Annotated in this window: 24 protein-coding genes; 13 read left to right on the top strand and 11 right to left on the bottom strand. The window is 65.3% G+C overall.

What is annotated here, in order from left to right; all coding sequences use genetic code 11:
- From urtB to AB4Y36_RS20745, 4 genes are all read right to left on the bottom strand, one after another.
- On the bottom strand, positions 1–1,641 hold the full coding sequence (gene urtB / locus AB4Y36_RS20760; protein WP_368683958.1) for an urea ABC transporter permease subunit UrtB: 1,641 nt from the start codon (positions 1,639–1,641) through the stop codon (positions 1–3).
- A 115-nt stretch (positions 1,642–1,756) separates the two neighbouring features.
- The gene (gene urtA / locus AB4Y36_RS20755) at positions 1,757–3,061 is read right to left on the bottom strand and encodes an urea ABC transporter substrate-binding protein (protein WP_069265483.1); all 1,305 of its coding nucleotides are present in this window, start codon (positions 3,059–3,061) and stop codon (positions 1,757–1,759) included.
- 413 nt (positions 3,062–3,474) lie between these two features.
- On the bottom strand, positions 3,475–3,798 hold the full coding sequence (locus AB4Y36_RS20750) for a rhodanese-like domain-containing protein (RefSeq protein WP_028208467.1): 324 nt from the start codon (positions 3,796–3,798) through the stop codon (positions 3,475–3,477).
- Positions 3,799–3,870: 72 nt separating this feature from the next.
- Positions 3,871–4,524: a protein-L-isoaspartate O-methyltransferase gene (locus AB4Y36_RS20745; protein WP_254319411.1), complete on the bottom strand. Its 654-nt coding sequence runs from the start codon at positions 4,522–4,524 to the stop codon at positions 3,871–3,873.
- Between the two features lie 282 nt (positions 4,525–4,806).
- Here AB4Y36_RS20745 and AB4Y36_RS20740 point away from each other — a divergent pair, with 282 nt between their 5' ends.
- From AB4Y36_RS20740 to AB4Y36_RS20710, 7 genes are all read left to right on the top strand, one after another.
- Entirely contained in the window at positions 4,807–5,880 is a 1,074-nt protein-coding gene (locus AB4Y36_RS20740; RefSeq protein WP_368683957.1) for a LacI family DNA-binding transcriptional regulator, read from the top strand.
- Between the two features lie 161 nt (positions 5,881–6,041).
- Positions 6,042–7,529 carry a sugar ABC transporter ATP-binding protein gene (locus tag AB4Y36_RS20735; protein WP_368683956.1) on the top strand — a complete coding sequence of 496 codons (1,488 nt, stop codon included), beginning with the start codon at positions 6,042–6,044 and terminating at the stop codon, positions 7,527–7,529.
- Positions 7,510–8,532 (top strand): ABC transporter permease, encoded by a 1,023-nt coding sequence (locus tag AB4Y36_RS20730; RefSeq protein WP_069265478.1) that lies wholly within the window; start codon positions 7,510–7,512, stop codon positions 8,530–8,532. Before AB4Y36_RS20735 ends, AB4Y36_RS20730 begins: the two co-directional genes overlap by 20 nt.
- A 101-nt stretch (positions 8,533–8,633) precedes the next feature.
- Positions 8,634–9,602 (top strand): substrate-binding domain-containing protein, encoded by a 969-nt coding sequence (locus AB4Y36_RS20725; RefSeq protein ID WP_069265518.1) that lies wholly within the window; start codon positions 8,634–8,636, stop codon positions 9,600–9,602.
- A 14-nt stretch (positions 9,603–9,616) separates the two neighbouring features.
- Complete coding sequence (locus AB4Y36_RS20720; protein ID WP_342947854.1) at positions 9,617–10,666, top strand: sugar phosphate isomerase/epimerase family protein; 1,050 nt, start codon at positions 9,617–9,619, stop codon at positions 10,664–10,666.
- Positions 10,667–10,691: 25 nt separating this feature from the next.
- Positions 10,692–11,840: a Gfo/Idh/MocA family protein gene (locus AB4Y36_RS20715; RefSeq protein ID WP_368683955.1), complete on the top strand. Its 1,149-nt coding sequence runs from the start codon at positions 10,692–10,694 to the stop codon at positions 11,838–11,840.
- Positions 11,837–12,511, top strand: coding sequence for a hypothetical protein (locus tag AB4Y36_RS20710; RefSeq protein ID WP_368683954.1), 675 nt, complete (start codon positions 11,837–11,839; stop codon positions 12,509–12,511). Before AB4Y36_RS20715 ends, AB4Y36_RS20710 begins: the two co-directional genes overlap by 4 nt.
- A 307-nt stretch (positions 12,512–12,818) precedes the next feature.
- Here the strand turns inward: AB4Y36_RS20710 and AB4Y36_RS20705 are convergent, their stop codons facing one another.
- The 4 genes from AB4Y36_RS20705 to AB4Y36_RS20690 all read right to left on the bottom strand — a co-directional run bounded on the left by AB4Y36_RS20705 (position 12,819) and on the right by AB4Y36_RS20690 (position 16,125).
- Entirely contained in the window at positions 12,819–13,358 is a 540-nt protein-coding gene (locus tag AB4Y36_RS20705; RefSeq protein ID WP_256094755.1) for a GNAT family N-acetyltransferase, read from the bottom strand.
- On the bottom strand, positions 13,346–13,621 hold the full coding sequence (locus tag AB4Y36_RS20700; protein ID WP_069265470.1) for a DUF1778 domain-containing protein: 276 nt from the start codon (positions 13,619–13,621) through the stop codon (positions 13,346–13,348). Before AB4Y36_RS20700 ends, AB4Y36_RS20705 begins: the two co-directional genes overlap by 13 nt.
- Before the next feature lie 303 nt (positions 13,622–13,924).
- Positions 13,925–15,091: an ABC transporter substrate-binding protein gene (locus AB4Y36_RS20695; RefSeq protein WP_368603828.1), complete on the bottom strand. Its 1,167-nt coding sequence runs from the start codon at positions 15,089–15,091 to the stop codon at positions 13,925–13,927.
- 92 nt (positions 15,092–15,183) lie between these two features.
- Positions 15,184–16,125, bottom strand: coding sequence for a CysB family HTH-type transcriptional regulator (locus AB4Y36_RS20690; protein WP_028210583.1), 942 nt, complete (start codon positions 16,123–16,125; stop codon positions 15,184–15,186).
- A 247-nt stretch (positions 16,126–16,372) separates the two neighbouring features.
- Between AB4Y36_RS20690 and AB4Y36_RS20685 the strand changes: the two genes are divergently transcribed.
- From AB4Y36_RS20685 to cobA, 6 genes are all read left to right on the top strand, one after another.
- Positions 16,373–18,052, top strand: a complete 1,680-nt coding sequence (locus tag AB4Y36_RS20685) for a nitrite/sulfite reductase (protein ID WP_368616939.1) — start codon at positions 16,373–16,375, stop codon at positions 18,050–18,052.
- 43 nt (positions 18,053–18,095) lie between these two features.
- Positions 18,096–18,641 (top strand): DUF934 domain-containing protein, encoded by a 546-nt coding sequence (locus AB4Y36_RS20680; RefSeq protein WP_368683953.1) that lies wholly within the window; start codon positions 18,096–18,098, stop codon positions 18,639–18,641.
- The gene (locus tag AB4Y36_RS20675) at positions 18,638–19,393 is read left to right on the top strand and encodes a phosphoadenylyl-sulfate reductase (protein ID WP_368603825.1); all 756 of its coding nucleotides are present in this window, start codon (positions 18,638–18,640) and stop codon (positions 19,391–19,393) included. The genes AB4Y36_RS20680 and AB4Y36_RS20675 overlap by 4 nt, the downstream gene beginning before the upstream one ends.
- Positions 19,394–19,492: 99 nt before the next feature.
- Positions 19,493–20,455 (top strand): sulfate adenylyltransferase subunit CysD, encoded by a 963-nt coding sequence (gene cysD / locus AB4Y36_RS20670; protein WP_133181812.1) that lies wholly within the window; start codon positions 19,493–19,495, stop codon positions 20,453–20,455.
- Positions 20,456–20,480: 25 nt separating this feature from the next.
- Positions 20,481–21,797, top strand: coding sequence for a sulfate adenylyltransferase subunit 1 (locus AB4Y36_RS20665; protein ID WP_368683952.1), 1,317 nt, complete (start codon positions 20,481–20,483; stop codon positions 21,795–21,797).
- Between the two features lie 53 nt (positions 21,798–21,850).
- Positions 21,851–22,624, top strand: coding sequence for a uroporphyrinogen-III C-methyltransferase (cobA, locus tag AB4Y36_RS20660; protein ID WP_368683951.1), 774 nt, complete (start codon positions 21,851–21,853; stop codon positions 22,622–22,624).
- Positions 22,625–22,700: 76 nt separating this feature from the next.
- On the opposite strand, the gene AB4Y36_RS20655 is transcribed toward cobA, so the two are convergent.
- From AB4Y36_RS20655 to lptF, 3 genes are read right to left on the bottom strand one after another with little or no spacing between them, the layout of a single operon-like run.
- Positions 22,701–23,078: a CbiX/SirB N-terminal domain-containing protein gene (locus tag AB4Y36_RS20655; protein ID WP_342947861.1), complete on the bottom strand. Its 378-nt coding sequence runs from the start codon at positions 23,076–23,078 to the stop codon at positions 22,701–22,703.
- Positions 23,079–23,132: 54 nt separating this feature from the next.
- On the bottom strand, positions 23,133–24,281 hold the full coding sequence (lptG, locus tag AB4Y36_RS20650) for an LPS export ABC transporter permease LptG (RefSeq protein ID WP_069265461.1): 1,149 nt from the start codon (positions 24,279–24,281) through the stop codon (positions 23,133–23,135).
- 15 nt (positions 24,282–24,296) lie between these two features.
- Positions 24,297–25,397, bottom strand: a complete 1,101-nt coding sequence (lptF, locus tag AB4Y36_RS20645; protein WP_069265460.1) for an LPS export ABC transporter permease LptF — start codon at positions 25,395–25,397, stop codon at positions 24,297–24,299.
- Between the last annotated feature and the right edge of the window lie 65 nt (positions 25,398–25,462).

The following is a 25,462-nucleotide window of genomic DNA, read 5'->3' as shown; positions in this document are numbered from 1 at the left end:
TCATGCCTCCGCGCTGCGGCCCTTGAGGGCGAACAGCCCCTGCGGACGCTTCTGGATGAAGAGCACGATCAGCACGAGCACGGCGATCTTCGCGAGCACGGCGCCCCAGAACGGCTCGATGGCCTTGGAGACGAGCCCGAGACCGAAGCCGCCGATCACGGTGCCCGCAATCTGCCCGACGCCGCCCAATACCACCGCCATGAACGAATCGATGATGTAGCTCTGGCCGAGATCGGGACCGACGTTGCCGATCTGCGAGAGCGCGCAGCCGCCAAGGCCCGCCACGCCCGCGCCGAACGCGAAAGCCCACGCATCCACGCGCGCGGTGCGCACGCCCACGCAGGCCGCCATGCGGCGGTTTTGCGTGACGGCGCGCACGAACAGGCCAAGACGCGTCTTCGTGAGCACGGTCCACGCAATGCCCACCACGATCAGCGAGAACGCGAGGATCGCGAGGCGGTTGTACGGCAGGATGAGGTTCGGCATGACGCTCACGCCGCCGCTCATCCACGAGGGGTTTTCGACCTGCACGTTCTGCGCGCCGAAGATCATGCGCGTGGCCTGAATGAGGATGAGGCTGATGCCGAACGTCGTAAGCAGCGTCTCGAGCGGGCGGCCGTAGAGGTGACGGATCACGAGCCGCTCGATCACCGCGCCTACGAGCGCGGCAGCAACGAACGAAGCGGGAATCGCGAAGAGCGGATACCAGTCGAACGCGCCCGGCGCATAGCGCTGCACGAGCGTTTGGACGACGTAGGTTGCGTACGCGCCGATCATCAGGAACTCGCCGTGCGCCATGTTGATGACGCCGATGAGTCCATAGGTGATGGCGAGGCCGAGCGCCGCGAGCAGCAGCACGCTGCCGAGCGAGAGGCCCGCGAACAGCGTGCCGGCGATCTCGCTGCGGCGCTGGATGGCGTCGAGCGCATCGATGCCCTGTTGCGCTGCTGATCGCACATCGGCATCGGGCTCGCTGTACGCACCGCTCGCGTTCTTCGCGACGAGCGGGCGCAGCAGTTCGTACATGTCGACGTCGCGGCGCGCGGCGACGAGCTTCGCCGCTTCGAGACGCGTGGCTGCAATCGGATCGTGAAGCGCGGTCATCGCCCAGAGCGTGTCGAGACGGCGCTTGAGTGCCGGGTCGGTTTCCTTCGCGCGCGCGGCGTCGATCATCGGCTTCATGGCCGGGTCGGGGTTCTTCAGCAGGCCGGCGATGGCGGCGCGCCGCGTTTCCAGATCGGGCGAGGCGAGTTGCAGGCCCGAGACCGCGCCCGCGACCTTCGAGCGCAAGAGGTTGTTCAGCGTGATGGGCTGCGCGCTCGAAGCGATGTTCGCGGCGACAGGTTGCCCAGTGGCTGCGTCGCGTGCATTGTCGCCATCTTGCACGAGCACTTCGCCCGCATCGGTTGCCGTGACGTTGTCGTCGGCGAGCGCTTTCAGGAGCGCAAGCGAAGCGGCGTCGTGCGTGGCGATGAGCTTGTCGATGGCCGCGGATTTCGCGTCGAAGTCGTCGCCGCCGAGCGGCGCGACGTCGGCCGCATCGAGCGCGTGCGCGCAAGTGCATAGCGCCGTGAAGAGCGCAGCCGCGGCGAGCGCGTGGCGCAGGCCCGCTTGCGCGTACCTCGGGAGTGAGAGAGCCATGGTGCTTTCTTTTTTGGTGCGGGCCACAGCGCAACAGCCTGAAGTTACGCCGCGGCCCGTAGACAGAGCACGCAAGCGCGCGCCACGGTGCGGCGCGGCGCTCGCGAAGACAACGTCAGGCCACGCGCGAGCGGCGCAGGAAGGCGGGCAGCGCGTTCGAGGTGACCACATCCGGCTTGCCTTCGTTGCCGGCGATGAACGGGCTCCACGGCTGCGCGCGCACGGCGGTCTTCGTCTTCCAGACGACGTTGAACTGGCCGTCACCGCGAATCTCGCCGATCATCACCGGCTTGTGCAGGTGGTGGTTGCCGTCCATCGTCAGCGTGAAGCCCGAGGGCGCTGCCACGGTCTGGCCGATCATGGCCACGCGCACCTTGTCGACGTCGGTGCTCTTCGCCTTTTCCACGGCCTGCTTCCACATGTGGATGCCGACGAAGGTCGCTTCCATCGGGTCGTTGGTCACGCGTTTGCTGCCGCCGGGCAGGTTGTTCGCCTGCACCCAGGCTTCGAACTGCTCCTTGAACTTCGTGTTGTTCGGGCCTTTCACCGACATGAAGTAATTCCACGCCGCGAGGTGTCCCACGAGCGGCTTCGTGTCGATGCCGCGCAACTCTTCCTCGCCCACGGAGAACGCGACCACGGGTACGTCGGTCGCCTTGATGCCCTGGTTGCCGAGTTCCTTGTAGAACGGCACGTTCGAGTCGCCGTTGATGGTCGACACGACAGTAGTCTTGCCGCCTTGCGAGAACGTCTTGATGTTCGCGACGATGGTTTGATAGTCGCTATGACCGAACGGCGTGTAGACCTCCTGAATATCGCTGTCTTTCACGCCCTTCGAGTGCAGGAAGGCGCGCAGGATCTTGTTGGTCGTGCGCGGATACACATAATCGGTGCCGAGCAGGAAAAAGCGCTTCGCGCCGCCGCCTTCGGCGCTCATCAGGTATTCCACCGCCGGGATGGCCTGCTGGTTGGGCGCCGCGCCCGTATAGAACACATTGCGCGACATTTCTTCCCCTTCGTACTGCACGGGGTAGTAGAGCAGGCCGTTGAGCTCCTCGAACACGGGCAGCACCGACTTGCGCGACACCGAGGTCCAGCAGCCGAACACGCAGGCCACCTTGTCCTGCGTGAGGAGCTGGCGCGCTTTCTCGGCGAAGAGCGGCCAGTTCGAGGCCGGATCGACGACCACGGGCTGGATCTGACGCCCCATCACGCCGCCGTTCTTGTTGATGTCGGCAATCGTCATCAACGCGGTGTCTTTCAGTGAGGTCTCCGAAATGGCCATCGTGCCCGAGAGCGAGTGCAGGATGCCGACCTTGATCGGCCCGCTGCCGGTGTCCGCGTGCGCGAACGGCATGCGCCCCGCGGCCGCGAGTGCGCCCGACATCGTCCCGAGTTTCAACAGACTGCGACGTTTCATTTTTGTGCCTCTTGTCCGTGAGTGAGTCGTGGGCCGTGGCGCGGGGTCGTTTTGTCGTCTTGCGCGCCGCCCGGTGTGTGTGGCCTGTCTTGCGCATACCCTTCTGCAAGCGTTGTGCCAGCGTGAAGGTCAAGCGCCAGGCTTGCCCCATAAGGCGCGCGGCGATGCGGGGCGCATCGGCGGTGACGCAACGGGCGGGCGATTGTGGTGCAGCGAGATGCATGTTCGGGCGCGCTGCATCGTCTCAGTGCGCGTGTGCATGAAGCGGGACGGATGGCGCGTCGGGGCACGCTGCATCGTTGTGCATGAGGGGCGTGCCGGTGGCTGCACGCAGTGGACCGAGGTGAATGGTCCAGAAATGACAAAGGGCGCGGCCTGAGCCGCGCCCCTTCCTTACGCTGGCGTGCGCCTGCTTAGTACGTCGGCACCTTGGGGTCGACCTGACGCGACCAGGCGTCGATGCCGCCTTGCAGGTTGAACACCTTCGTGTAGCCGCGCGACTCGAGGAACATCGCCACCTGGGCGCTGCGCGCGCCGTGGTGGCAAATGCAGACGATCTGCGCCTCGTCGTCCAGCTCCTCGCTTCGCGCAGGGATCTCGCGCATGGGGATCGACAGGCTGCCGGCGATCTTTGCCGTTTCGATTTCCCACGGCTCGCGCACGTCGAGCAGTACGGGAGTCTCGCGCGAGGTGTCGGCAAGCCATTCGGCGAGGGCGGGGGCGGTCAGATTCTGCATGGAACACTCAATCGGGTAAGTAAGCCGGGCTGCCGTGCACGGAACCCGGCGATGCGGCAGGTTGGCAGCGCCTTAGAACTTGAAGCGCGGCGGATGCACGGCGTTCTGTAGCGGCTCGACATAGGTTTCGAACACGCCGGCAATACGGAACTGCTTTTCGTCGATGCGCGTGATGATCTGCGCTTCCATGACGGGTGCCCCGCCCACGAAAGCGGCCAGTCGCCCGCCCACCTTGAGCTGCTCGAGCAGTTCCTGCGGCACGACCGGCAGGCCGCCCGAGACGCAGATCACGTCGTACGGCGCGTTCGCGGCCCAGCCGCGTGCGCCGTCGCCGACCACGACTTCGGCGTTGAGCACGCCGTTCTTGACGAAGTTCGCGCGCGCGAATTCGGCGAGTTCGGTGTCGATCTCCACGCTCAGCACCTTCTGCGCCCGGTGCGCGAGCAGCGCCGCCATGTAGCCGGAGCCCGCGCCGATTTCGAGCACGCTCTCATGTTTCTTCACCGCGAGTTCCTGCAGCACGCGCGCTTCGACGCGCGGCGCCATCATGTGCTGGCCGTTCGGCAGCGGCACTTCGAGGTCGGCGAACGCGAGGGCGGTATAGGCCTCGGGGACGAAATGCTCACGCTTGACGATCGAGAGCAGGTTCAGCACGTCCTGGTCGAGCACTTCCCAGGGGCGAATCTGCTGTTCGATCATGTTGAAACGCGCTTGTTCGATGTTCATGGTGACTCGGCGTTGTGGTCGGGATCGGTTCGGTCCAAGCCCGGCAAAAAGGGTGTCGGGCAATCGGAGAATTGTAGCAAACCGGCTGCTGGCCCGGCCGCGCCGCCGGCAGCCCGAAGGGGTTCCGGCGGGATTGACGGATCGGTGTTTGTCCTGGCTTCGTGAGCCTTGCGGTTTTGCGGTTCTCGTACCAAAAATGTAATCGATTACATTTTGGCGCGCCCAGACCGCTCACGCCGCGGCCGCCGCAGGTTTCCGAACCCGTCACGATCGCCTTCGCCCATGTCCGCTCGCTCGTCCAGAACGTCGCAACTGCGGCCGCAGCCGTCCGAAGATGCCCGCGCCGACACCGCCGCGCGCGGCGGCTCGATCGCGGCGGTGGCGCAGCGCGCGGGGGTCTCGGTCGCGACGGTTTCGCGCGTGCTCAACGGTCATGCGAACGTGCGCGCCGCCACGCGCGAGCGCGTGCTCGCCGAGATCGAAACGAGCGGCTATCGCGTCAACGAACTCGCGCGCAACCTGCGCACGGCCGAAAGCCGCCTGCTTCTGACGATGGTGCCCGACTTCGGCAACCCGTTTTACGCGGAGATCGTGCGCGGCATCGACAGCGTCGCGCGCCAGCACGGGTTTTTCCTGCTGCTGTGCGACACGGGCGCGGACGCCGGCCGCGAGCGCAGCTACTTCGACCTCCTGCGCCGCCATCGCGCGGACGGGGCGATCTGCCTCGACCCGGCGACCGTGCAACATGCGCTGGCCGCCGAATCGACGGCGCTGCCGTGGGTGGCCTGCTGCGAGTTCGATCCGGACGTGGGCGTGCCGTATGTCGGCATCGACAACTACCGGGCCGCGCACGACGCCGTGCGGCATCTGATCGCGCGGGGGCGGCGACGTGTCGCGCTCATCAACTCAGACGAGCACTATCTCTACGCGCAGCAGCGCCGCGACGGCTGGCGCGATGCGCTCGGCGAAGCAGGCATCGCGATGCGCGACGCGTGGCGCGTGAACGTGAACTGTCTCGACTACGACGCGGGCGCACAGGCCGCCGCCGCGCTCATGCAGTTGCCGGCCGGCGAAGCCCCGGACGCCATTTTCGCGGTGTCGGACACGCTCGCGGTGGGCGTGGTCAACGGCCTGCGCGGCGCGGGACGGCGCGTGCCGCACGACGTCGCCGTGATCGGCTTCGACGATATCGCGCTCGCCGCGCAGATCGACCCGCCGCTCACGACGATCGCGCAGCCCATGCGGGAACTGGGCGAGACGGCCGCGCGTCTGTTGCTGCGGCGTTTCGCGGACCCGCGCGCGAGCGTGCCGGGCGTGCTGCTGCCGCATCGGCTGGTGGTGCGCGAGAGCGGGTGAAGTCGAAATAACGCAAACGAACACATAGCAGGGGAGACCAGCGGAGCGAGCCTTGCATGGGACCCGAGTAAGCGCTGAAGCGCTAACTCTGGTCGACAGGCGAACGGCGCGAGCCGCCAACCTCAACACAGCCGACAAAGCCACTGGAGGAGCGCACGCGCATGAGCGTCGCCGTGAAGTTCAACGACATCCGCAAGGACTTCGGTCCCGTGCGCGTGCTGCACGGCGTGAGCTTCGAGCTCGCACCGGGGCGCATTCACGGGCTCCTGGGCGAGAACGGCGCGGGCAAATCGACGCTCATGAAGATCCTCGCGGGCTACGAAGCGGCGAGCGCGGGCGAGATGCTGGTGGATGGCGTGGCGCGCCGCTTCGACGGCTCGCGCGAGGCCGAAGCCGCCGGCATCGTGCTGATCCACCAGGAGTTCAACCTGGCCGAGCACCTGACGATCGCGCAGAACATCTTCCTCGGGCACGAAAAGCGCAAAGGCTGGCTCGTCGACGACGCTGCCATGCGCCGCGAAGCGCGCGAACTGCTCGCGCAGGTGGGGCTTGCGCGCGACCCGGACGTGAAGGTGCGCGATCTGATCGTCGCCGAAAAACAGCTCGTGGAGATCGCCAAGGCGCTCTCGCGGCACGCGCGCCTCCTGATCATGGACGAGCCCACGGCCACGCTCACGCTCGCCGAAACCGCGCGCCTTTTCGCGCTCATGACGAAGCTGCGCGCATCTGGCACGACGCTCGTCTACATCTCACACAAGCTCGACGAGGTGGAGAGCATCACCGACGACGTGGTCGTGATGCGCGACGGCCGCTTCGTGGCCGCGAGCGCGACCGCAGCGCTCGCGCGCCAGCAGATGGCGAACCTCATGGTGGGCCGTGACGTCTCCGACATGTTTCCGGAGAAAGGCGCGGCGCCCGAGCTTGCCCCCGTGGCGCTGCGCGTGACGCATCTGAGCGTGCCGGGCTGGGTCGAAGATGTGGGCTTCGAGGTGCGCGCGGGCGAGATTCTCGGCTTCGCGGGACTCGTGGGCGCGGGACGTAGCGAGGCGTTCGAGGCGATCGTGGGCTTGCGCCACAAGCACGCGGGCGAGATAGAGATCGACGGCCGCCCGGTCACGCTGCGCCACCCGCGCGACGCGATGCGCCACGGCCTCACGTACCTGAGCGAAGACCGCAAGGGCCGCGGCCTGCACATGAACCTCACGCTGCAGGACAACCTCACGCTCATGACACTCGAGCGCTACGGCCATCCGCTGCTCGATCTGAAGGCGGCCCGCCGCGCGCTGGAGAAAGCGGTGCGCGACTTCGGCATCCGCACGGGCGACCTCGACAGCCGCGCGCGCATGCTCTCGGGCGGCAACCAGCAGAAGCTCGCGCTCGCCAAGTTCCTGCAGCCCGACCCGCGCGTGATCGTGCTCGACGAGCCCACGCGCGGCGTGGACGTGGGCGCGAAGCGCGACATCTATTTCCTGATCCAGCGGCTTGCGGCCTCGGGGCGCGCGGTCGTGGTGATCTCGTCCGAACTGGTCGAGCTGATCGGGCTCGCGCATCGCGTGGCCGTGATGCGCGCGGGCCGGCTCGTCGCCACGCTCGGGCACGAACATCTGAACGAAGAGGAGCTGATCGCTCATGCAACCGGCACCCACTGACGCTACGTCCGAAGGCCGTGGCGCGCGCTCGGCCGCGGCGCGATTCGTGCACCGGCTCGCGGGCGTCGGGCCGCTCATCGGCCTGATCCTGCTTTGTGTGCTCGGCACGCTGCTCAACCGCGATTTCGCCACCGCCGGCAACCTGCTCAACGTGCTCACGCGCACCTCGTTCATCGGCATCATTTCCGTGGGCATGACGTTCGTGATCATTTCGGGCGGCATCGACCTGTCGGTCGGCTCGATGGCCGCGCTGATCGCGGGCGTGATGATCTGGGTGATGAACACGCTGGCGGCGAGCGAACACGCGTTTGCACCCCTGGCCATCGTCGCGATCGGTATTGCGATCGCGCTCGTGCTCGGCGCGGCGTTTGGGCTCGCGCATGGCTTGCTGATCACGCGCGGACGCATCGAGCCTTTCATCGTCACGCTCGGCACGCTGGGCATCTTCCGCTCGGTGCTGACATGGCTTGCCGATGGCGGCGCGCTCACGCTGCAGAACAATCTCGTCGATCTCTACGGGCCGGTCTATTACGCGAGCCTCTTTGGCATTCCGGTGCCCGTGTGGGTGTTCGCGCTCACGGCGGCGGGCGGTGCGCTCATTCTCAACCGCACGGCGTTCGGGCGGCACGTGCAGGCGATCGGCTCGAACGAGCAGGTCGCGCGCTATGCGGCGATCCGCGTCGATCGCGTGAAGTGCGCAACCTACGTGCTGCTGGGCGTGTGCGTGGGTGTGGCGACGGTGCTCTATGTACCGCGTCTGGGCTCCGCCACGCCGACTACGGGCTTGTTGTGGGAACTGGAGGCGATCGCCGCGGTGGTGGTGGGCGGCACGGCGCTCAAGGGCGGCGAAGGGCGCGTGGCGGGCACCGTGGTCGGCGCGGTGTTGCTCTCGGTCATCGCCAATATTCTCAATCTCACGAGCATCATCAGCGTGTATCTGAATGCGGCGGTGCAGGGCGTGGCGATCATTGCCGTAGCGTTCCTGCAGCGCGGCAGACGGTAAGGATGTCGAAGCAGATCTGGCAGGGCGGTGGGGAAGTCGAAGGAGGCAGCGAAAACTCAACGCAAGAACGGGCGCGGGAGCGCACGATAGGAGACGGCATCATGAAGAAGATGATTCGAACGATGTGTGCGGGCGCGCTGGCGCTCGGCGTAGCGGCGACGTTCGGTGCGGGCGCGGCGCGCGCCGACGACAAGGTCACGCTGGGCGTGGCGATTCCCACGGCCGACCATGGCTTCACGGGCGGCATCGTCTGGTGGGCGAACGAGGCGAAGAAGGACCTCGAAAAGGCCCATCCGGACCTCAAGGTCATCGTCAAGACGGCGGCGAACGCGCCCGATCAGGCGAACCAGCTGCAGGACCTCGTGACCGTCAACAAGATCAACGCGCTCGTGATCTTCCCGTACGAATCGGCTTCGCTCACGCAGCCGGTTGCGCAGGTGAAGAAGCAGGGCGTGTACGTGACGGTGGTCGATCGCGGCTTGACCGACACGAGCGCGCAGAATGCCTATGTGGCCGGCGACAACACGGCGTTCGGCAAGATTCCCGCCGAATATCTCGCGAAGCAGCTGGGCGGCAAGGGCGACATCGTCGCGCTGCGCGGCATTCCCACCACGCTCGACAACGAGCGCTGGACGGCGTTCACGAACGTGCTGAAGAACTATCCAGGCATCAAGATTCTTGACGCGAAATACGCGAACTGGAACCGGGACGACGCGTTCAAGACGATGCAGGACTACCTCACGCGCTTCAAGCACATCGACGCCGTCTGGGCCGCCGACGACGACATGGCCGTGGGCGTGCTCAAGGCGATCGACCAGGCCAAGCGCAACGACATCAAGATCGTGTTCGGCGGCGCGGGATCGAAGGAGATGGTCAAGCGCGTGATGGACGGCGATCCGCTCATCAAGGCCGATGTGTCGTATTCGCCGAAGTTCATCTACGACGCGATCAAGCTCACGGCCGAAGCGCGTTTGCAGGGCAAGTCGCTGCCGCCCACGACGATCATTCCCTCGGTGCTGATCACCAAGGAGAACGCGAAGCAGTTCTACTTCCCTGATTCGCCGTTCTGAGGACGGGGCTTGCGATGAAGACGATCAAAGGCCCGGCGATTTTCCTCGCGCAGTTTCTCGGCGACGACGCGCCGTTCGACAGCTTCGCGCACATGGCCGGCTGGGCAGCCCAGCTCGGCTACAAGGGCATCCAGGTACCCACCGATGCGCGCCTCGTCGATCTCGCGCAGGCCGCCTCGAGCGTGGCGTACTGCGACGACCTGCGCCAGCAGGCCGACGACGCGGGCGTGACGATCACCGAGCTGTCTACGCATCTGCAAGGACAGCTCGTGGCCGTGCATCCCGCCTACGACACGCTGTTCGACGGCTTCGCGCCGCCGCAGGTGCGCGGCGATCGCGAAGCGCGCACGGCGTGGGCCATCGAGCAGTTGATGCTGGCCGCGCGCGCGTCGAAGAATCTGGGGCTTGCCGCGCACGTGACGTTTTCGGGCGCGCTCGCGTGGCCGTACTTCTACCCGTGGCCGCAGCGGCCGGCGGGGCTCGTCGAAGCCGCCTTCGACGAGCTCGCGCGCCGCTGGCGGCCGATTCTCGACGCGTTCGAAGCAGCGGGCGTGGACGTCTGCTACGAACTGCATCCGGGCGAGGATCTGCACGATGGCGTGACGTTCGAGCGCTTTCTTGCGGCAGTGGGCGATCATCCGCGCGCGAACATCCTCTACGACCCGAGCCACTTCGTGCTGCAGCAGCTCGATTACCTCGCGTTCATCGACCTCTATCACGCGCGTATCAAGGCCTTTCACGTGAAGGACGCCGAATTCCGCCCAACGGGCAAACAAGGTGTGTACGGCGGCTATAGCGGCTGGGTGGAACGCGCTGGGCGCTTTCGCTCGCTCGGCGACGGGCAGATCGACTTCGGGGCGATCTTCTCGAAGCTCACGCAGTACGACTATCCGGGCTGGGCGGTGCTGGAATGGGAGTGCGCGCTCAAGCATCCGCACGATGGCGCACGCGAAGGCGCGGACTTCATCAAGCGGCACCTCATCCGCGTGGCCGAACGTGCGTTCGACGACTTCGCGGGCAGCGGCGTCGATGCCGCGCAGGTGAAGGGCGTGCTGGGCCTCTGAACGCGATTCTCGCAGGAGACAGGCAATGAATCGAAGACTCAGGCTCGGGATGGTCGGCGGCGGCGAGGGGGCGTTCATCGGCGCCGTGCATCGCATCGCCGCGCGTCTCGACGACACTTTCGAACTCGTCGCGGGCGCACTCTCGTCCGATGCGGCGCGCGCACAGTCGAGCGCCGAGGCGCTCGGCCTCGCGCGCAGCTACGCCGACTGGCGCGAGATGGCGGGCGTGGAGGGCGCGCGCGAGGATGGCATCGACGCGGTGGCCATCGTCACGCCTAACCATTTGCACGCGCCGGTGGCGCATGCATTCATGGAGGCGGACATACACGTGATATGCGACAAGCCGCTCGCGGTCTCGCTCGCCGAGGCCGAAGCGCTCGCGCAACACGCGCGCGACGCGAATCTCGTGTTCGCGCTCACGCATACCTATTCGGGCTATCCGCTCGTGCGGCATGCGCGCGAGATGGTCGAGGCGGGCGAGATTGGCGAGGTGCGCATCGTGCAGGTCGAGTACGCGCAGGACTGGCTCGCCAATCCGGCCGAGCGCGGTGGTGCGAACCGTCAGGCGGCGTGGCGCACGGATCCCGCGCTCGCGGGGCCGGCGGGGTGTCTGGGTGACATCGGCACGCATGCCTATCAGCTGGCGGCCTTCGTGAGTGCGCTCGTGCCGGAAGCGCTTGCGGCCGAAGTGCACACCTTCGTGCCGGGCCGCCGCGTGGACGATCACGTGCAGGCCATGCTGCGCTACGCCAACGGCGCGCGCGGCATGCTGTGGGCGAGCCAGGTGGCGAGCGGCGCGGAGAACGCGTTGCGGCTGCGCGTATATGGCACGAAGGCAAGCCTCGCGTTCGATCAGGAGGAGCCCAACCTGCTGTGGTTCACGCCGCAGGGCGGCGAGGCGCAGCGGCTCACGCGCGGCCGGGTGACCGGGGCCGCCGCACGGCACGCGACGCGCGTGCCGCCGGGGCATCCGGAAGGGTATCTGGAGGCGTTCGCGCAGCTCTATCGCGACGCCGCCGCGCAGATCATGGCGCGCGAGGCCGGCGAGCCGGCGCCGAGCGCAAGCCGGCTATTGACGACGGTCGACGACGGCGTGGAGGGGCTGCGCTTCATCGAGGCCGTGTTGGCAAGCAGCGCGGCGGGCGGCGCCTGGCGCAGCATCTCCCGCGCGTGAATGGCGCGTCGCGTGGTCATGGAAATCTGGATGAATGGACTGACGACTCCAGCGGCGGACGTCGTTTTATTCCGGCGGAAAGCGGCTCCGGGAAAATTGCCTGCCCGCCACGATCGCGCGCCGTTAGCTCGGCGTACATCTTCTCCTGGTACGAGATTGCTCACCTTTCTATGCTCTATCTCTACTGCACTCACAAGCTGCTCAAACGCCTGAAACCCGACATGGTCGAGGCTGGAACCAGCACGACGAAGCTCGGCAATTGGTACGCAACTGTTTTGCCATGGCGGCCTCAGGTCGCGATGCTGGTGAATGAGCAAACGCTATTGCCGGTGCTGATGCCTTTGGCTCCGGCGGCCACCCTGACGGCCAGGTTCCCTGCGGCTCTGGCGCAAATTTTGGCCCCGCACGGAGTGCCGCGTTCGTTTATCGACTCGGAAGTGAGCGAAATGCAGGTCGTCAAATACACGAAGACACAAAATCGCAGCGTTGTCGGCATCATGACGGAGTTCGCGCGTCTCGCCGAAGCCTACCGCGCCCACGACAAACCGACCGAACTCATCGATTTGTCGCTAAAACTGGCGTGCACGCCATGTAGCCCGCTTTACAAGGGACCGGTGTCTCCGGAGCGGGCGTTGAAAGCGTTGACGAACGATGGGGGAGCGGCTTCCTGATTGCGAATTGCCGCGGCGTAGTCCGGATCGAGTAGGCCGGAGGGCCGATACTCGACGCGCCGGATGCAAAGCAGCTACGGGTTGCAGAGTCGCCCGATGGACGACTTGCCGACGAGCGAAAGACAGCCACGCAGCGTCGCTTACCGCAGCGCTCAGCTACGCTGTTTCGGCGGTGCCGACGACAGAATCCTTTCGGTGTGCCGAGCGACTGCGTTGAGTTTGGTTCGGAAGGTTTGTCCGGCAAGGCTTGCGCCTGGGCAGTCGTGTTACGCGGGCTGTAGCGAGACGTTAGTAGTTAATGGCGAGGTTATCTCGACTTCTGTTTGCCTGATACTGCGGGCATGAGCAATTGCCGAGCATCTTTGAGCAACAGAAGCAATTGCTTTTCTTGCGCCGGCGAAGCTTCAAATCCGAAACGCAGATAGAAGCGCTCTGCATCCGCATCGATCGGGTGTGTCAGCAGCGCGCGAACCCCGGCTTGTTCGGAGATGGCAACGGTACGCCGGATTGCGTCTTGTAGCATGCCGATCCCGATTCCACGCCCATGGTCCTGCATCGTTACCGCAAGCCGAGCCAGGATTACAACGGGAACGGGATATGCTCCCATCCCTTTGCGTACCCGGTCAGGCGCCTCCAGGGTGTCAATTTGCCCTACAGCCAGGCTGTAGAACCCTGCGAGACGTTGACCGTCGGCGACGACGAAGGTCTTGGCCGAACCGCTCGCCTGAGCCTGGCGTGCGTGGCGCAGGAGCCAGTCATTCAGGCCCGGCTTGCCACAATCGAAGTCTTCCAATACATGGCTTGCGGCTAGTGCTTGCGGCGGAGACAGCGGCATCAGTTTTCCCAAGGCGCCGTTCGAGAGAACAACTCCTTCAAGCCCGCGTTGTCCTGAGCCGGCCGATCAAGCATGTCGAGCAGCGCTTGCGATTGGCTTTCAGTCACGAGGAATAAACGCTGGTCGAGCAGGGTTCGTTCGGCAACCTGGCAGGCACTGTCGAGAATGAAATCGGTCATTGATTTGTGCGCGATCTCGGCTGCGCGGCGCAGTACTGCCTCCTGCTGCGGCGTGGCTCGCAAACCCAGGCGGGCGGAACGGGTAGTCGTGCTCATGAGAATTTCTCCTTCAGATGTACGTCATGTTAGCACAACAGGCGTACGACCGCATTTTCGCACAGGATCGCCCGCGTAAACCGCTCGTTGATTGAATCGCCGGACAGGGCTTGCCTGGCGTTGCCGACAAGTTTCGATAGACAGCGCGCCGCGCATACAAGGCGAATCCTGAGAGATGATGGCTTGACGGTTCTTCGCCATCAGCGCGTTTGCCTGCTGCCTTGAACGGTTCGGATGAGCGGCGACAGGCGGCCGCGCATTCGCGTCGCGGTTTGCCGTCTCTCGCGGCCATAGCGCTTCGGCTTATTGCCCGAGATACACGAACTTGCCCCCGCGGACCGTGCCCATCACGCTCGCGCGCTGGTCGAGGCCCACGTGGTCCGTCGGGCTCGTGTTCACCATGCCGTTGGGCACGACCACTTCGTGCGCGTGCTCCAGCTCGCCGCGCAACGCCACACGGAACGCTTCGGTGCCCGGCTGAGCGGTCTTGAGGGCGCGCGCGACCGCGTCTTGCAGGCGCGGGTACACGCCTGCCGCGTCGCCTGCGAATTGCGTGACCGTGCCCGGGCCGTACTTTGCCTCGTAGGCGTCGACGAAGGCGAGCGCTGCCTTTTGCGCCGGCTGGTCGGCCGGCAGTGTGCGCGCCACCACGACGGGCTGGGTCGGGAACAGGGTGCCTTCCACGTCCTTGCCGCCCAGCTTGATGAATTCAGGCGTGGCGATGCCGTGCGTCTGGTAGATCGGCCCCTTGTAGCCGCGCTCGATCAACGTGCGTTGCGGCAGCACGGTCGGCGTGCCTGCGCCCGCGATCAGCATGGCGTCCGGCCTGGCCGCCATCAGCTTGAGAATCTGGCCGGTCACGCTGGCGTCGGTACGGTTGTAGCGCTCGGTCGCCACGATCTGGATGTTGCGTTCCTTCGCGTACTTCGTGAATTCGTTGAGCCAGCTGTCGCCGTAGCTGTCCGCGAAACCGATGAAGCCCACGCTTTTCACGCCATGCGCGGCCATGTAGCGCGTCATGACGTCGGCCATGGCGGCATCGGTCTGCGCCATCTTGAAGGCCCACACGCGCGCGCCCTGCTGCGGCTCGACCACCGAGCCCGAGCCGACCAGCGTGATCATCGGCGTCTTGCTTTCCGCCACCGGGTCGAGCGCCGCGAGCGCCGCCGGCGTGATATTCGGCCCGACAATCACGTCCACGTGATCTTCGTTGATGAGCTTGTGGATGTTGCGTACGGCCGCGCCTGGGTCCGAGCCGTCGTCGAGCACGATGTAGTCGGCCTTCTGGCCCGCGATCGTGTCGGGCCACATCAGCATGGCGTTCTTGCTCGTGATGCCGATGGCGGCAGCGGGTCCCGTGCTCGAGAGGTCGATGCCGACCTTGATGTCGGCGTGGGCAGCCGGAGCGAACGTGGCGGCGGCAAGGGCGCAAGCCGCGGCGAGCGGGCGCAAAAGCGGGTACAGCTTCATCCGTTGAGTCTCCAGGCGAGAAGTGATGTTGTTGTAATGCGGATTTTGTCTGATTTTTCTTCCTGCGCGGCCGAGGTCGCGGCCGCCCGACGCTACAGCTCGTAAGTCTCGTGCTCGCCCTTGAGCGCCTGCTCGATGAGCTTGCGATTCAGGCTCGGCGACAGCAGTTCGACGAGCGTATACACATAGCTGCGCAGGTAAGCGCCCTGCTTGAGCGCGACGCGCGTGACGTTGCTCCCGAACAGGTGTCCCACGGGCACCGCGCGCAGATGTCGGTCGCGTTCGGCGTTGAAGGCGATGTCGGCCATGATCCCGACGCCAAGGCCCAGTTCCACGTAGGTCTTGATCACGTCGGCGTCGATGGCTTCCAGCACGATGTCGGGCGAGAGCGCACGCAGGCGGAACGCGTCGTTGATCTTGGTACGCCCGGCGAACGCATTGTCGTAGGTGATCAGCGGATATTGGGCCAGATCGTCGAGCGAAAGCGGCTTGCGCTCGAGCAGCGGGTGGTCTGGCAGCATCACCGCCACGTGATGCCACGTGAAGCAGGGCAGCGACACCAGTTCCTTGTAGCCGGAGATGGCCTCGGTCGCGATGCACAGATCCGCCTGGTCATGGAGCACCATTTCCGCGACCTGGGTCGGGCTGCCTTGCAGGATCGACAGGTGCACCTTCGGAAAGCGCCGCTTGAATTCGGCGATGGCGGCAGGCAGCGAGTAGCGCGCCTGCGTGTGGGTGGCGGCGATGGTGAGGTTGCCCTGGTCCTGCGCCGCGTAGTCCTTGCCCACGCGCTTGAGGCTCTCCACTTCCTGCAGAATGCGCTCCACCGAGGCGAGGATGATCCGGCCCGGCTCCGTGAGCGAGCGCACGCGCTTGCCGTGGCGCGTAAAGATTTCGACCCCAAGCTCGTCCTCCAGCTCGATGATCGCCTTCGAGACGCCCGGCTGGCTTGTATACAGTGCCTTGGCCGCTTCCGTGAGGTTGAAGTTCTGGCGTACGGCCTCGCGGACGAAGCGGAACTGGTGCAGGTTCATAGATAATCCTTATAACCTGTTTGCATATCGACCTGATTTTTGAGTCGTTTGAAATATAAGGCGAGTTTATTACCATTCCTCCAACTTTTCCAATATGGATATCTGTTTTGGTCATTAGCAAATGACCGGCGCGATCGAAGGCGCGGCCGCCTCGCCAGAGGCAGGACAGAGTGGAAAGAGCGAAGTCGAGAAGTCGGAGCGCGGCGTAACCGGAACGCCGCGATTGAACCAACCCTGGGGTCCCCGAATGTACCAATACGATCAGTACGACCAGACCATCGTCGACGAACGCGTCGCGCAATACAGCGACCAGGTCCGCCGCCGTCTGTCGGGCGAATTGAGCGAAGAAGAGTTCCGTCCGCTGCGCCTGCAAAACGGCCTGTACTATCAGCGCCACGCCTACATGCACCGCATCGCGATTCCGTACGGCAATCTGCGCAGCGACCAGCTCCGCATGCTCGGCACGATCGCGCGCGAGCACGACCGCGGCTACGGCCACTTCTCGACGCGTTCGAACATCCAGTACAACTGGATCAAGCTCGAAGAAACGCCGGAAATCCTGCGCAAGCTGGCGTCGGTGCAGATGCACGGCATCCAGACGTCGGGCAATTGCATCCGCAACATCACCGCCGACCAGTTCGCGGGCGTCGCCCCCGACGAGATCGTCGATCCGCGCCCGTGGGCCGAAATCCTGCGCCAATGGTCGACGTTCCACCCCGAATTCGCGTGGCTGCCGCGCAAGTTCAAGATCGCCGTGTCGGGCTCGAAGGAAGACCGCGCCGCCGTGCAGATCCACGATCTGGGCGTCTACCTCGACCGTAACGAGCAGGGCGAAATCGTCGCGAGCATCCTGGCGGGCGGCGGTCTTGGCCGCACGCCGATCGTCGGCAGCATCATCAAGCGCGACCTGCCGTGGCAGCACCTGCTGACCTACTGCGAAGCCGTGCTGCGCGTGTACAACCGCTATGGCCGCCGCGACAACATGTACAAGGCGCGCATCAAGATCCTCGTGAAGGCGCTCTCGCCGGCGAAGTTCGCCGAGCAGGTCGAAGAAGAGTGGCAGCACCTGAAGGACGGCCCCTCGACGCTCACGCAGGAAGAACTCGATCGCGTCTCGCAGTATTTCGTGCCGCCGGCGTATGAAAAGATCGCCGACACGGATACGTCGTACGAGAAGCATCTGCTGGAAAATCGCGCCTTCTCGCGCTGGGTCGAGCGCAACGTGCGCCCGCACCGCGTGCCGGGCTACGCGTCGGTCACGCTCTCGCTCAAGCCGCGCAACATCGCGCCGGGCGATGCCACCGACGTGCAGATGGAAGCCGTGGCCGGTTGGGCCGACGAATACTCGTTCGGCCAGATCCGCGTTTCGCACGAGCAGAACCTGATCCTCGCCGACGTCAAGAAGCGCGATCTGTTCGCGCTGTGGGAAAAGGCCAAGGCGCAAGGTTTCGCGACCGCGAACATCGGCCTGTTGACCGACATCATCGCGTGCCCGGGCGGCGACTTCTGCTCGCTCGCCAATGCGAAGTCGATTCCCATCGCGCTGGCGATCCAGGAGCGCTTCGACAACCTCGACTTCGTCTACGACCTGGGCGACCTGTCGCTGAACATCTCGGGCTGCATCAACGCATGCGGTCACCACCACGTCGGCAACATCGGCGTGCTGGGCGTCGACAAGGATGGTTCGGAGTGGTATCAGGTCACGCTCGGCGGCGAGCAGGGCAACGGCGCCAACGGCGCGCGCCTTGGCCGCGTGATCGGCCCGTCGTTCTCGGCGGAAGAGATGCCCGACGTGGTGCAGAAGGTGATCGACACGTTCGTCGAGCATCGCATCGACGACGAGCGTTTCATCGATACGTACGACCGCATCGGCCTCGCGCCGTTCAAGGAGCGCGTGTACGCATCGCGCCAGCCGGCCCACGCTTAATGGACGCAACTGAAGCACGCAACGAGACTACGAGATTCGAGCAATGGCATTGATCATCAAAAAACGCGAGATCGTTGAAGACAACTGGCAAGTCGTGCGTGCGGCCGAAGACGGCGCATTGCCCGAGGTTGCCGCGCTGCCCGCGGGCAAGGTGCTGGTGCCGCTCACTTACTGGCAAGCGCAGCGCGATGCACTGGTCGCTTCGCGCGGCAAGGATGAACTCGGCGTGTGGCTCGCGCCGGACAGCGAACCGGCCGATATCGCCGCCGACTTCGACAAGCTCGCGCTGATCGGCGTGGACTTCCCCGTGTTCCGCGATGGCCGCGGCTTCTCGATTGGCCGTCTGCTGCGCGAGCGCTATGGCTACGAGGGCGAACTGCGCGCGATTGGCGACGTGCTGCGCGACCAGTTGCGTTTTCACGAGCGCTGCGGCTTCGATGCGTTCGCCGTGCGCGCCGACAAGGACATCCACGACGCGCTCAAGGCGTTCACCGAGTTCACGGTGCAATACCAGGGCGCCTTCGACGAACCGTCGCCGCTGTTCCGCCGCCGTCTGGCCCAACAAGCGCGACAAGGTTCGGCAGCATGAGCACCGTCGCGAACGAAATCACGGCTGAGCTGCAGGCGAAGATCGGGCGCCTCGACGCGCTGCTCGATTCGATTGCGGCGCGTCACGCCGACGTGAAGCTGGCCAGCAGCCTCGCAGCCGAAGACATGCTGCTCACGCACGCGATTCTTTCGCGCGGCGTGAAAATCGGCGTCTTCTCCCTGAACACGGGCCGCCTGCACGCCGAAACGCTCGGCATGATCGACGTGGTGCGCGAGCGCTACGGCTACGAGATCGAGCAGTTCCATCCGCAACAGGATGCCGTCGACGAATACGTCGCCCAGCACGGCCTGAATGCGTTCTACGAGAGCGTCGATCTGCGCAAGCGCTGCTGCGAAATCCGCAAGGTCGAACCGCTGAACCGTGCGCTGTCGGGCATTTCCGCCTGGGTCACGGGCCAGCGCCGTGAGCAGTCGGTCACGCGTGCGGAGCTGCACGAGGAAGAACGCGACGAAGCGCGCAACATCGACAAGTTCAATCCGCTTGCGGACTGGACCGAAGCCGATGTCTGGGCCTACCTGCGCGCCAATGACGTGCCCGTGAACCCGCTGCACGCCCGCGGCTATCCGAGCATCGGCTGCGAGCCCTGCACCCGTGCGATCCGTCCCGGCGAAGACAGCCGCGCGGGCCGCTGGTGGTGGGAATCGCGCGACACGAAGGAATGTGGCTTGCACATCACGTCCGTGTCGGCCATTCCGGTCGTCGAAGTGTCGTCCATCGGCCAGGCGAACTAAGATTGAATTTTGTCGCGCTGTCGAAACGACGGCGCGAACGTCGAATACCGAGTACCGCGCGCCCAGCAAAAGGGGTGCGAACAAAGGAAGGATCCGAACATGAGCACCACGCTCGACTCAGCAGTGAACGCACCGCTCCAGGTCACGGCGAACCGCATGGACCATCTCGACTGGCTCGAAGCCGAGTCGATCCACATCCTGCGTGAACTCGTCGCCGAATGCAGCAAGCCTGCGCTGCTGTTCTCGGGCGGCAAGGACTCGGTCGTCGTGCTGGCGCTCGCATTGAAGGCGTTCGGCCTCGGCGCGAACCGCAAGACCGCGCTGCCGTTTCCGCTCGTACACATCGACACGGGCCACAACTACGAAGAAGTGATCGACTTCCGCGATCGCCGCGCAGCCGAAATCGGCGCGGAACTCGTGGTCGGTCACGTCGAAGATTCGATCAAGAAGGGCACCGTGCGCCTGCGCCGCGAAACCGATTCGCGCAACGCCGCGCAAGCGGTCACGCTGCTGGAAACCATCGAAGAATATGGCTACACGGCGATGATCGGCGGTGCGCGCCGCGACGAAGAGAAGGCGCGCGCGAAGGAGCGTATCTTCTCGTTCCGCGACGAATTCGGCCAGTGGGACCCGAAGGCGCAGCGCCCGGAACTCTGGAGCCTGTACAACGCGCGTCTGCACAAGGGCGAGCACCTGCGCGTGTTCCCCATCTCGAACTGGACCGAACTCGACGTGTGGCAATACATCGAGCGCGAGAAGCTCGAACTGCCGTCGATCTACTATGCGCACCAGCGCGAGATCGTGCGCCGCAACGGCCTGCTCGTGCCGGTCACGCCGCTCACGCCGATGAAGGAAGGCGAGGTCAGCGAAATGGCGCAGGTGCGTTTTCGCACCGTGGGCGACATCAGCTGCACGTGCCCGGTGGCGAGCGATGCCGACAACGTCGAGAAGATCATCGCCGAAACGGCCGTGACCGAGATCACGGAACGCGGTGCGACGCGCATGGACGACCAGGCGTCGGAAGCCGCGATGGAACAGCGCAAGAAGCAAGGTTATTTCTAAAGAGCACGCAGAGGAAAGAATAGACATGGTTACGACGCATCAACCTGAAGACCTCGGCGTGCTGCGCTTCATCACGGCGGGCAGCGTGGACGACGGCAAGAGCACGCTGATCGGCCGCCTGTTGTACGACAGCAAGGCTGTTCTGAGCGATCAGCTCTCGGCGCTGTCGCGTGCGAAGAACAAGCGCACGGTGGGCGACGAGATCGACCTGTCGCTGCTCACCGACGGCCTCGAGGCCGAGCGCGAGCAGGGCATCACGATCGACGTGGCATACCGCTACTTCGCGACGGCCAAGCGCAAGTTCATCATCGCCGACACGCCGGGCCACGAGCAGTACACGCGCAACATGGTCACGGGCGCTTCGACGGCGCACGCCGCGATCATCCTGATCGACCCGACGCGCGTGACGGTCGAGAACGGCGTGACGCAACTGCTGCCGCAAACCAAGCGCCACAGCGCCATCGTCAAGCTGCTGGGCCTGCAGCACGTGATCGTCGCGATCAACAAGATGGATCTCGTCGACTACAGCGAAGCGACGTTCAATCTGATTCGCGAAGCCTATGTCGTGCTGGCGCGCCAGCTCGGCCTGTCCGACGTGCGTTTCGTGCCGGTGTCGGCGCTCAAGGGCGACAACATCGTCGCCGCGAGCGAGCGTATGCCGTGGTACGCGGGCGAGCCGCTCCTCGACGTGCTCGAACAACTGCCGCTCGCGCAGGCCACGGGCGAAGCGCTGCGCTTCCCGGTGCAGTGGGTCGCGCGCCAGGACGGTTCCAGCGCCGACGACTTCCGCGGCTACATGGGCCGTGTCGAAGCGGGCGAAGTGAAGCTCGGCGACGCCATCTCGGTGCTGCCGGCGGGCCGCAGCGCAACGGTGGCCGAAATCATCGCGCCGGTACCGGGCGGCACGGCGCAGGTGGATCGCGCATTCGCGGGCCAGACCGTCACGATCCGTCTCGCGGAAGACGTGGACGTTTCGCGCGGCGACACCTTCGTGCCGGCGGCCGATGCCGCGCAACCCGCGAAGAAGCTCGAAGCGGACCTGTGCTGGTTCGACGACGAGCCGCTTTCGCCGCAGCGCAAGTACCTGCTCAAACAGACCACGAGCACGGTGTTCGCGAAGATCGGCGCGGTCAAGCAGGTGCTCGACGTGCATACGCTGTCGCACGCGACCGACCGCCACGAACTCGCGATGAACGATATCGGCCGCGTGGCGCTCTCGCTGCAGAAGCCGCTCGTCTGCGACCTGTATGATGCGAATCTTGGCACCGGCGCATTCGTGCTGATCGACGAAGCGACGCATCACACGGTGGCCGCGGGCATGATCCGCGCGTTCTCGGCGTAAGGCGCTGCGCGAGATTGCGGCCGCGCGCGGCCGCAACAATGGATTGGAAGCATATGGGCAAGGTATATCTGATCGGCGCGGGACCGGGCGCAGCGGACCTCATCACGGTGCGCGGCGCACGCCTGCTCGCGAGCGCCGACGTCGTGCTGCACGACGCGCTCGTCGAGCCGGCCATGCTCGAGTACGCGCCGCCGACCGCGAAGTTCATCGCGGTCGGCAAGCGCTGCGGGCAGCGCTCCACGGCGCAGCACTTCATCAACAAGCAACTCGTCGATGCGGCGCGCGAGCACGCCGTGGTCGTGCGCCTGAAGGGCGGCGATCCGATGCTGTTCGGCCGCGCCGACGAAGAAATGCGCGCGCTCGAAGCGGCCGGCATCGCGTTCGAAGTCGTGCCGGGCATTACGGCGGCGCTGGCGAGCGCGGCGACGCTGCAACGCTCGCTCACGCTGCGCGGTGTGGCGCGCAGCGTGGCGCTTGCCACGTATTCGCGCGCGGCGGGCAGCGAGGAGATTCGCGAGCAGGTCACCGCCGATTCGCTCGTGTTCTACATGGGCCGCGACAGCGCGCCCGAGATCGCGCGCCAGCTGATCGAGGCGGGCCGCGCGGGCGCCACGCCGGTGGCGATCGTCGAAGCCTGCAGCACGGCGCGTGAGCGCACGCTGACGCTGACGCTGGCGAGCCTCGCAGCGGGCGAGGCGCAGGACTGGCTCGACCCGGCGCAGCCGAGCCTGCTCATGATCGGCGATGCGTTCGCCGAACGTTCGGGGCAGGGGCAACGCGAGGACGAAGCGCAGGACGACCATCGAGGCCGTCGCGCAGCGGCTTAAGCGCCACGCGAAAGAGGGCAGCAAAGCAAAACGGGCTCGCTGAAAAGCGAGCCCGTTTTTTTATGCGTGAGCGGTTCTAGTCGCGGTCGTTTTCGATGCAGTACCGCACGATCGCATCGAGCACCGCATCGTCCTCGCCGACGGCGCCGGCACAACGCAGGCGCACATCCGGATGCTCGCTCTGACATTGCGCGATCAGCGCGGGCAGATCGCGGCGCACGTGGCCGCCCTGACCAAAGAACACGGGCACGACCGTGATCGTGTCACAGCCTGCCGCGACCTGGCCGGCGATCGCATCCGGCAGGCTCGGCGTCATGAGTTCGAGAAAGGCGAGGCCGACCGGACCCGCATCGCCGCGCGTGGCGGAAAGCTTCGCGGCGAGCCGCTGGAACGGCTCCTGCCAGCGCGCGTCGCGCGCGCCGTGGCCGAAGAGAATCATGCCGTGCGTGCCCATGCTTGCGAGCCTGTGCGAATTAGCGGCCGAACTATCGGCTGAACGCTACCGGCATCAATGCCGGTCGACCCATTTGAGCCCGATCAGCCCGACCGCGAGATAGATGAGCCCCGGTGTCGCTGCCGTGAGCGGCGCGGGCCAGGTGTTCAGTGTACCCACGTGCGAGAACAGCGTGTTGACGAGCTGGAAGCTCATGCCGAGCATGATCCCGCCGAACACCTTCATGCCCACCACGCCGGCGCGCGTATGCAGATACGCGAACGGCAGCGAGAGTACGAGCATCACGAACACGGCGAACGGGTAGAGCAGCTTGCGCCAGAACGCGATCTGGTAGCGCTGCGCGTCCTGATGGTTCTCGGTCAGATGCTGGATGTAGCGGAACAGGTTGAACATCGACATGCGGTCGGGCGAAACGAGCAGCACCGAGAGAATGTTCGGCGTGAGCTCCGAGCGCAGCGAGTATTCGGGCGCCGAAGTCTGCTCGGCGCGATAGACCGGATTGAGCGCGTCGACCGGCTGGTTCTGCGGCGGCGGCACGCCGATCAGTTGCGTATCGGTCACGTCCTTGAGCAGCCAGTGGCCCGGCGGCTGGAACGTGCCGCTCTTCGCGAGGCGCACGTTCGAGAGCCGGAACTGCGAGTCGAATTCGTAGATGCGCACGTTCGTGATGGTCGCATCGGGCAGCAGTTCGCCGACGTTCACGAAACGCGTGACCTGTTCGCCGTCGGCGCGTGCGGAGAGCGTGTCCTTCACCCACACACCCGACTGGAAGTTGCTCGACACGGCCGAGCCCAACGCCTCGAGACGCACGCGCTCGGAGAGCTGGTCGGTGTAAGGGCCGACCACTTCGCCGATCAGGTAGGTGAGCAGCACGAGCGGCACGCCGATCTTGAGCAGCGAGCGCAGCGCCTGGTTGGTGGCGAGACCCGACACACGAAAGATCGTGTATTCGGAGTTCGCGGCCATTTGCGCGAACACGTAGATCGCGGCAATGAGCGCCGCGACGGGGATGATCTCGTAGAGCCGCGAGGGCGCCTGGAGCGCCACGCGCAGCACCGCGTACTGGAATTTGTAGTTGCCGTGGCCGACCGAGTTCAGCTCGTTGATGAGGTCGAAGAAGAAGAACAGGCCGGAGAAGGCGAACAGGATGAAGATGAACGTCAGGTAGACCTGGCGAGCGAAGTATTTTTCGTAGATGCGCATCGGTCAGTTTCCCTCTCAGTTGCCAGGAGAGGCGCGCCGGAACATCGCACGTGTAAAGAGCGGCCGGTTGCGCACGCGTATCCAGAAGATGAACACGACGAGCGCGAGCACCACGGCGTGCAGCAGGACGAGACCGACGCCGAAGGGCATCTTGCCTTGCTCGATCTGCGACTGCACGACGTTGAGCAGGTTCGAATAGGTGAGGTAGATCAGCACCGCCATCACGAGATTGATCGTGCGGCTGCGGCGCGGGTTCTGGTAGGCGAGCGGAATGCCGAGCAGCATCAGGTTGATCGCGATGAGCGGCAGGCCGGCGCGCCAGGCGAGTTCGCCCAGGTTGTCGTTGGTCGGGTGGCGCAGAAGGCCCGGCGTGGACGTGGTGCTCGCCGAGGGTGTGTTCACGAGCGGCTGGCTCGTGATCTTCACGCCGTAACGCTGAAATTCGCTGATGCGAAAGTCCGGGTGGCCGGGCTCGCCGTCGTAGCGGCGGCCGTTTTCGAGCACGACGAAACGGTCGCCGCCCTTCATGGTCTCGGTGTGGCCCGTCTTCGAGACGATGACGCTCACCTTGCCGTTTTCCGTGCTCGTGACGAACACGTTCTCCACGCGGCCCTGGTCGGGGCTCATGCTCTCGATGAAGAACACGCGGTGCGTGGTGGGCGATTCGCGGAACTGGCCGGGCGCGAGCAGCGACACTTCATCGCGCTGCTGGAAGCGCGCGCGAATCAGCTTGCTTTGCGCATTCGACCACGGCCAGCCGATGAACGCGAAGAACACGATGAGCAGGATGATCGGCGCGGCAAAGGTGGCGACCGGTTTGATCAGGCGCGTGAGGCTCACCCCGGAGGAGAGCCACACGACCATTTCGGAATCCTTGTACCAGCGCGTGAGGACGAACAGGATCGACACGAACAGCGTGACGATGAGCATGACGGCCATGTAGCCGATCACGGTGAGTCCGATCAGCACCAGCACGTCGCGTGGGTCGATCTGACCGGACGCGGCGAAGCCGACGATGCGGATCATCATCGTCGTCAGCATGATCGTGAGCAGAACCATGAACACGGCGCCGGCCGTGTACGCGAGTTCGCGCTGCAGGGAACGTTCGAAGATCATTCTTGATGGGCAGGGCAGGCGGACCTTGCCGGGAGGCGCGCAGCTCGCGCAACCGCCCAGGAGCC

It is taken from the genome of Paraburkholderia sp. BR10936 (assembly GCF_040965735.1).
In the GTDB taxonomy this organism is placed as follows: Bacteria; Pseudomonadota; Gammaproteobacteria; order Burkholderiales; family Burkholderiaceae; genus Paraburkholderia; species Paraburkholderia nodosa_A.
The sequence above is the reverse complement of the archived record's forward strand: the minus strand, read 5'-3'. Positions and strand labels throughout refer to the sequence as shown.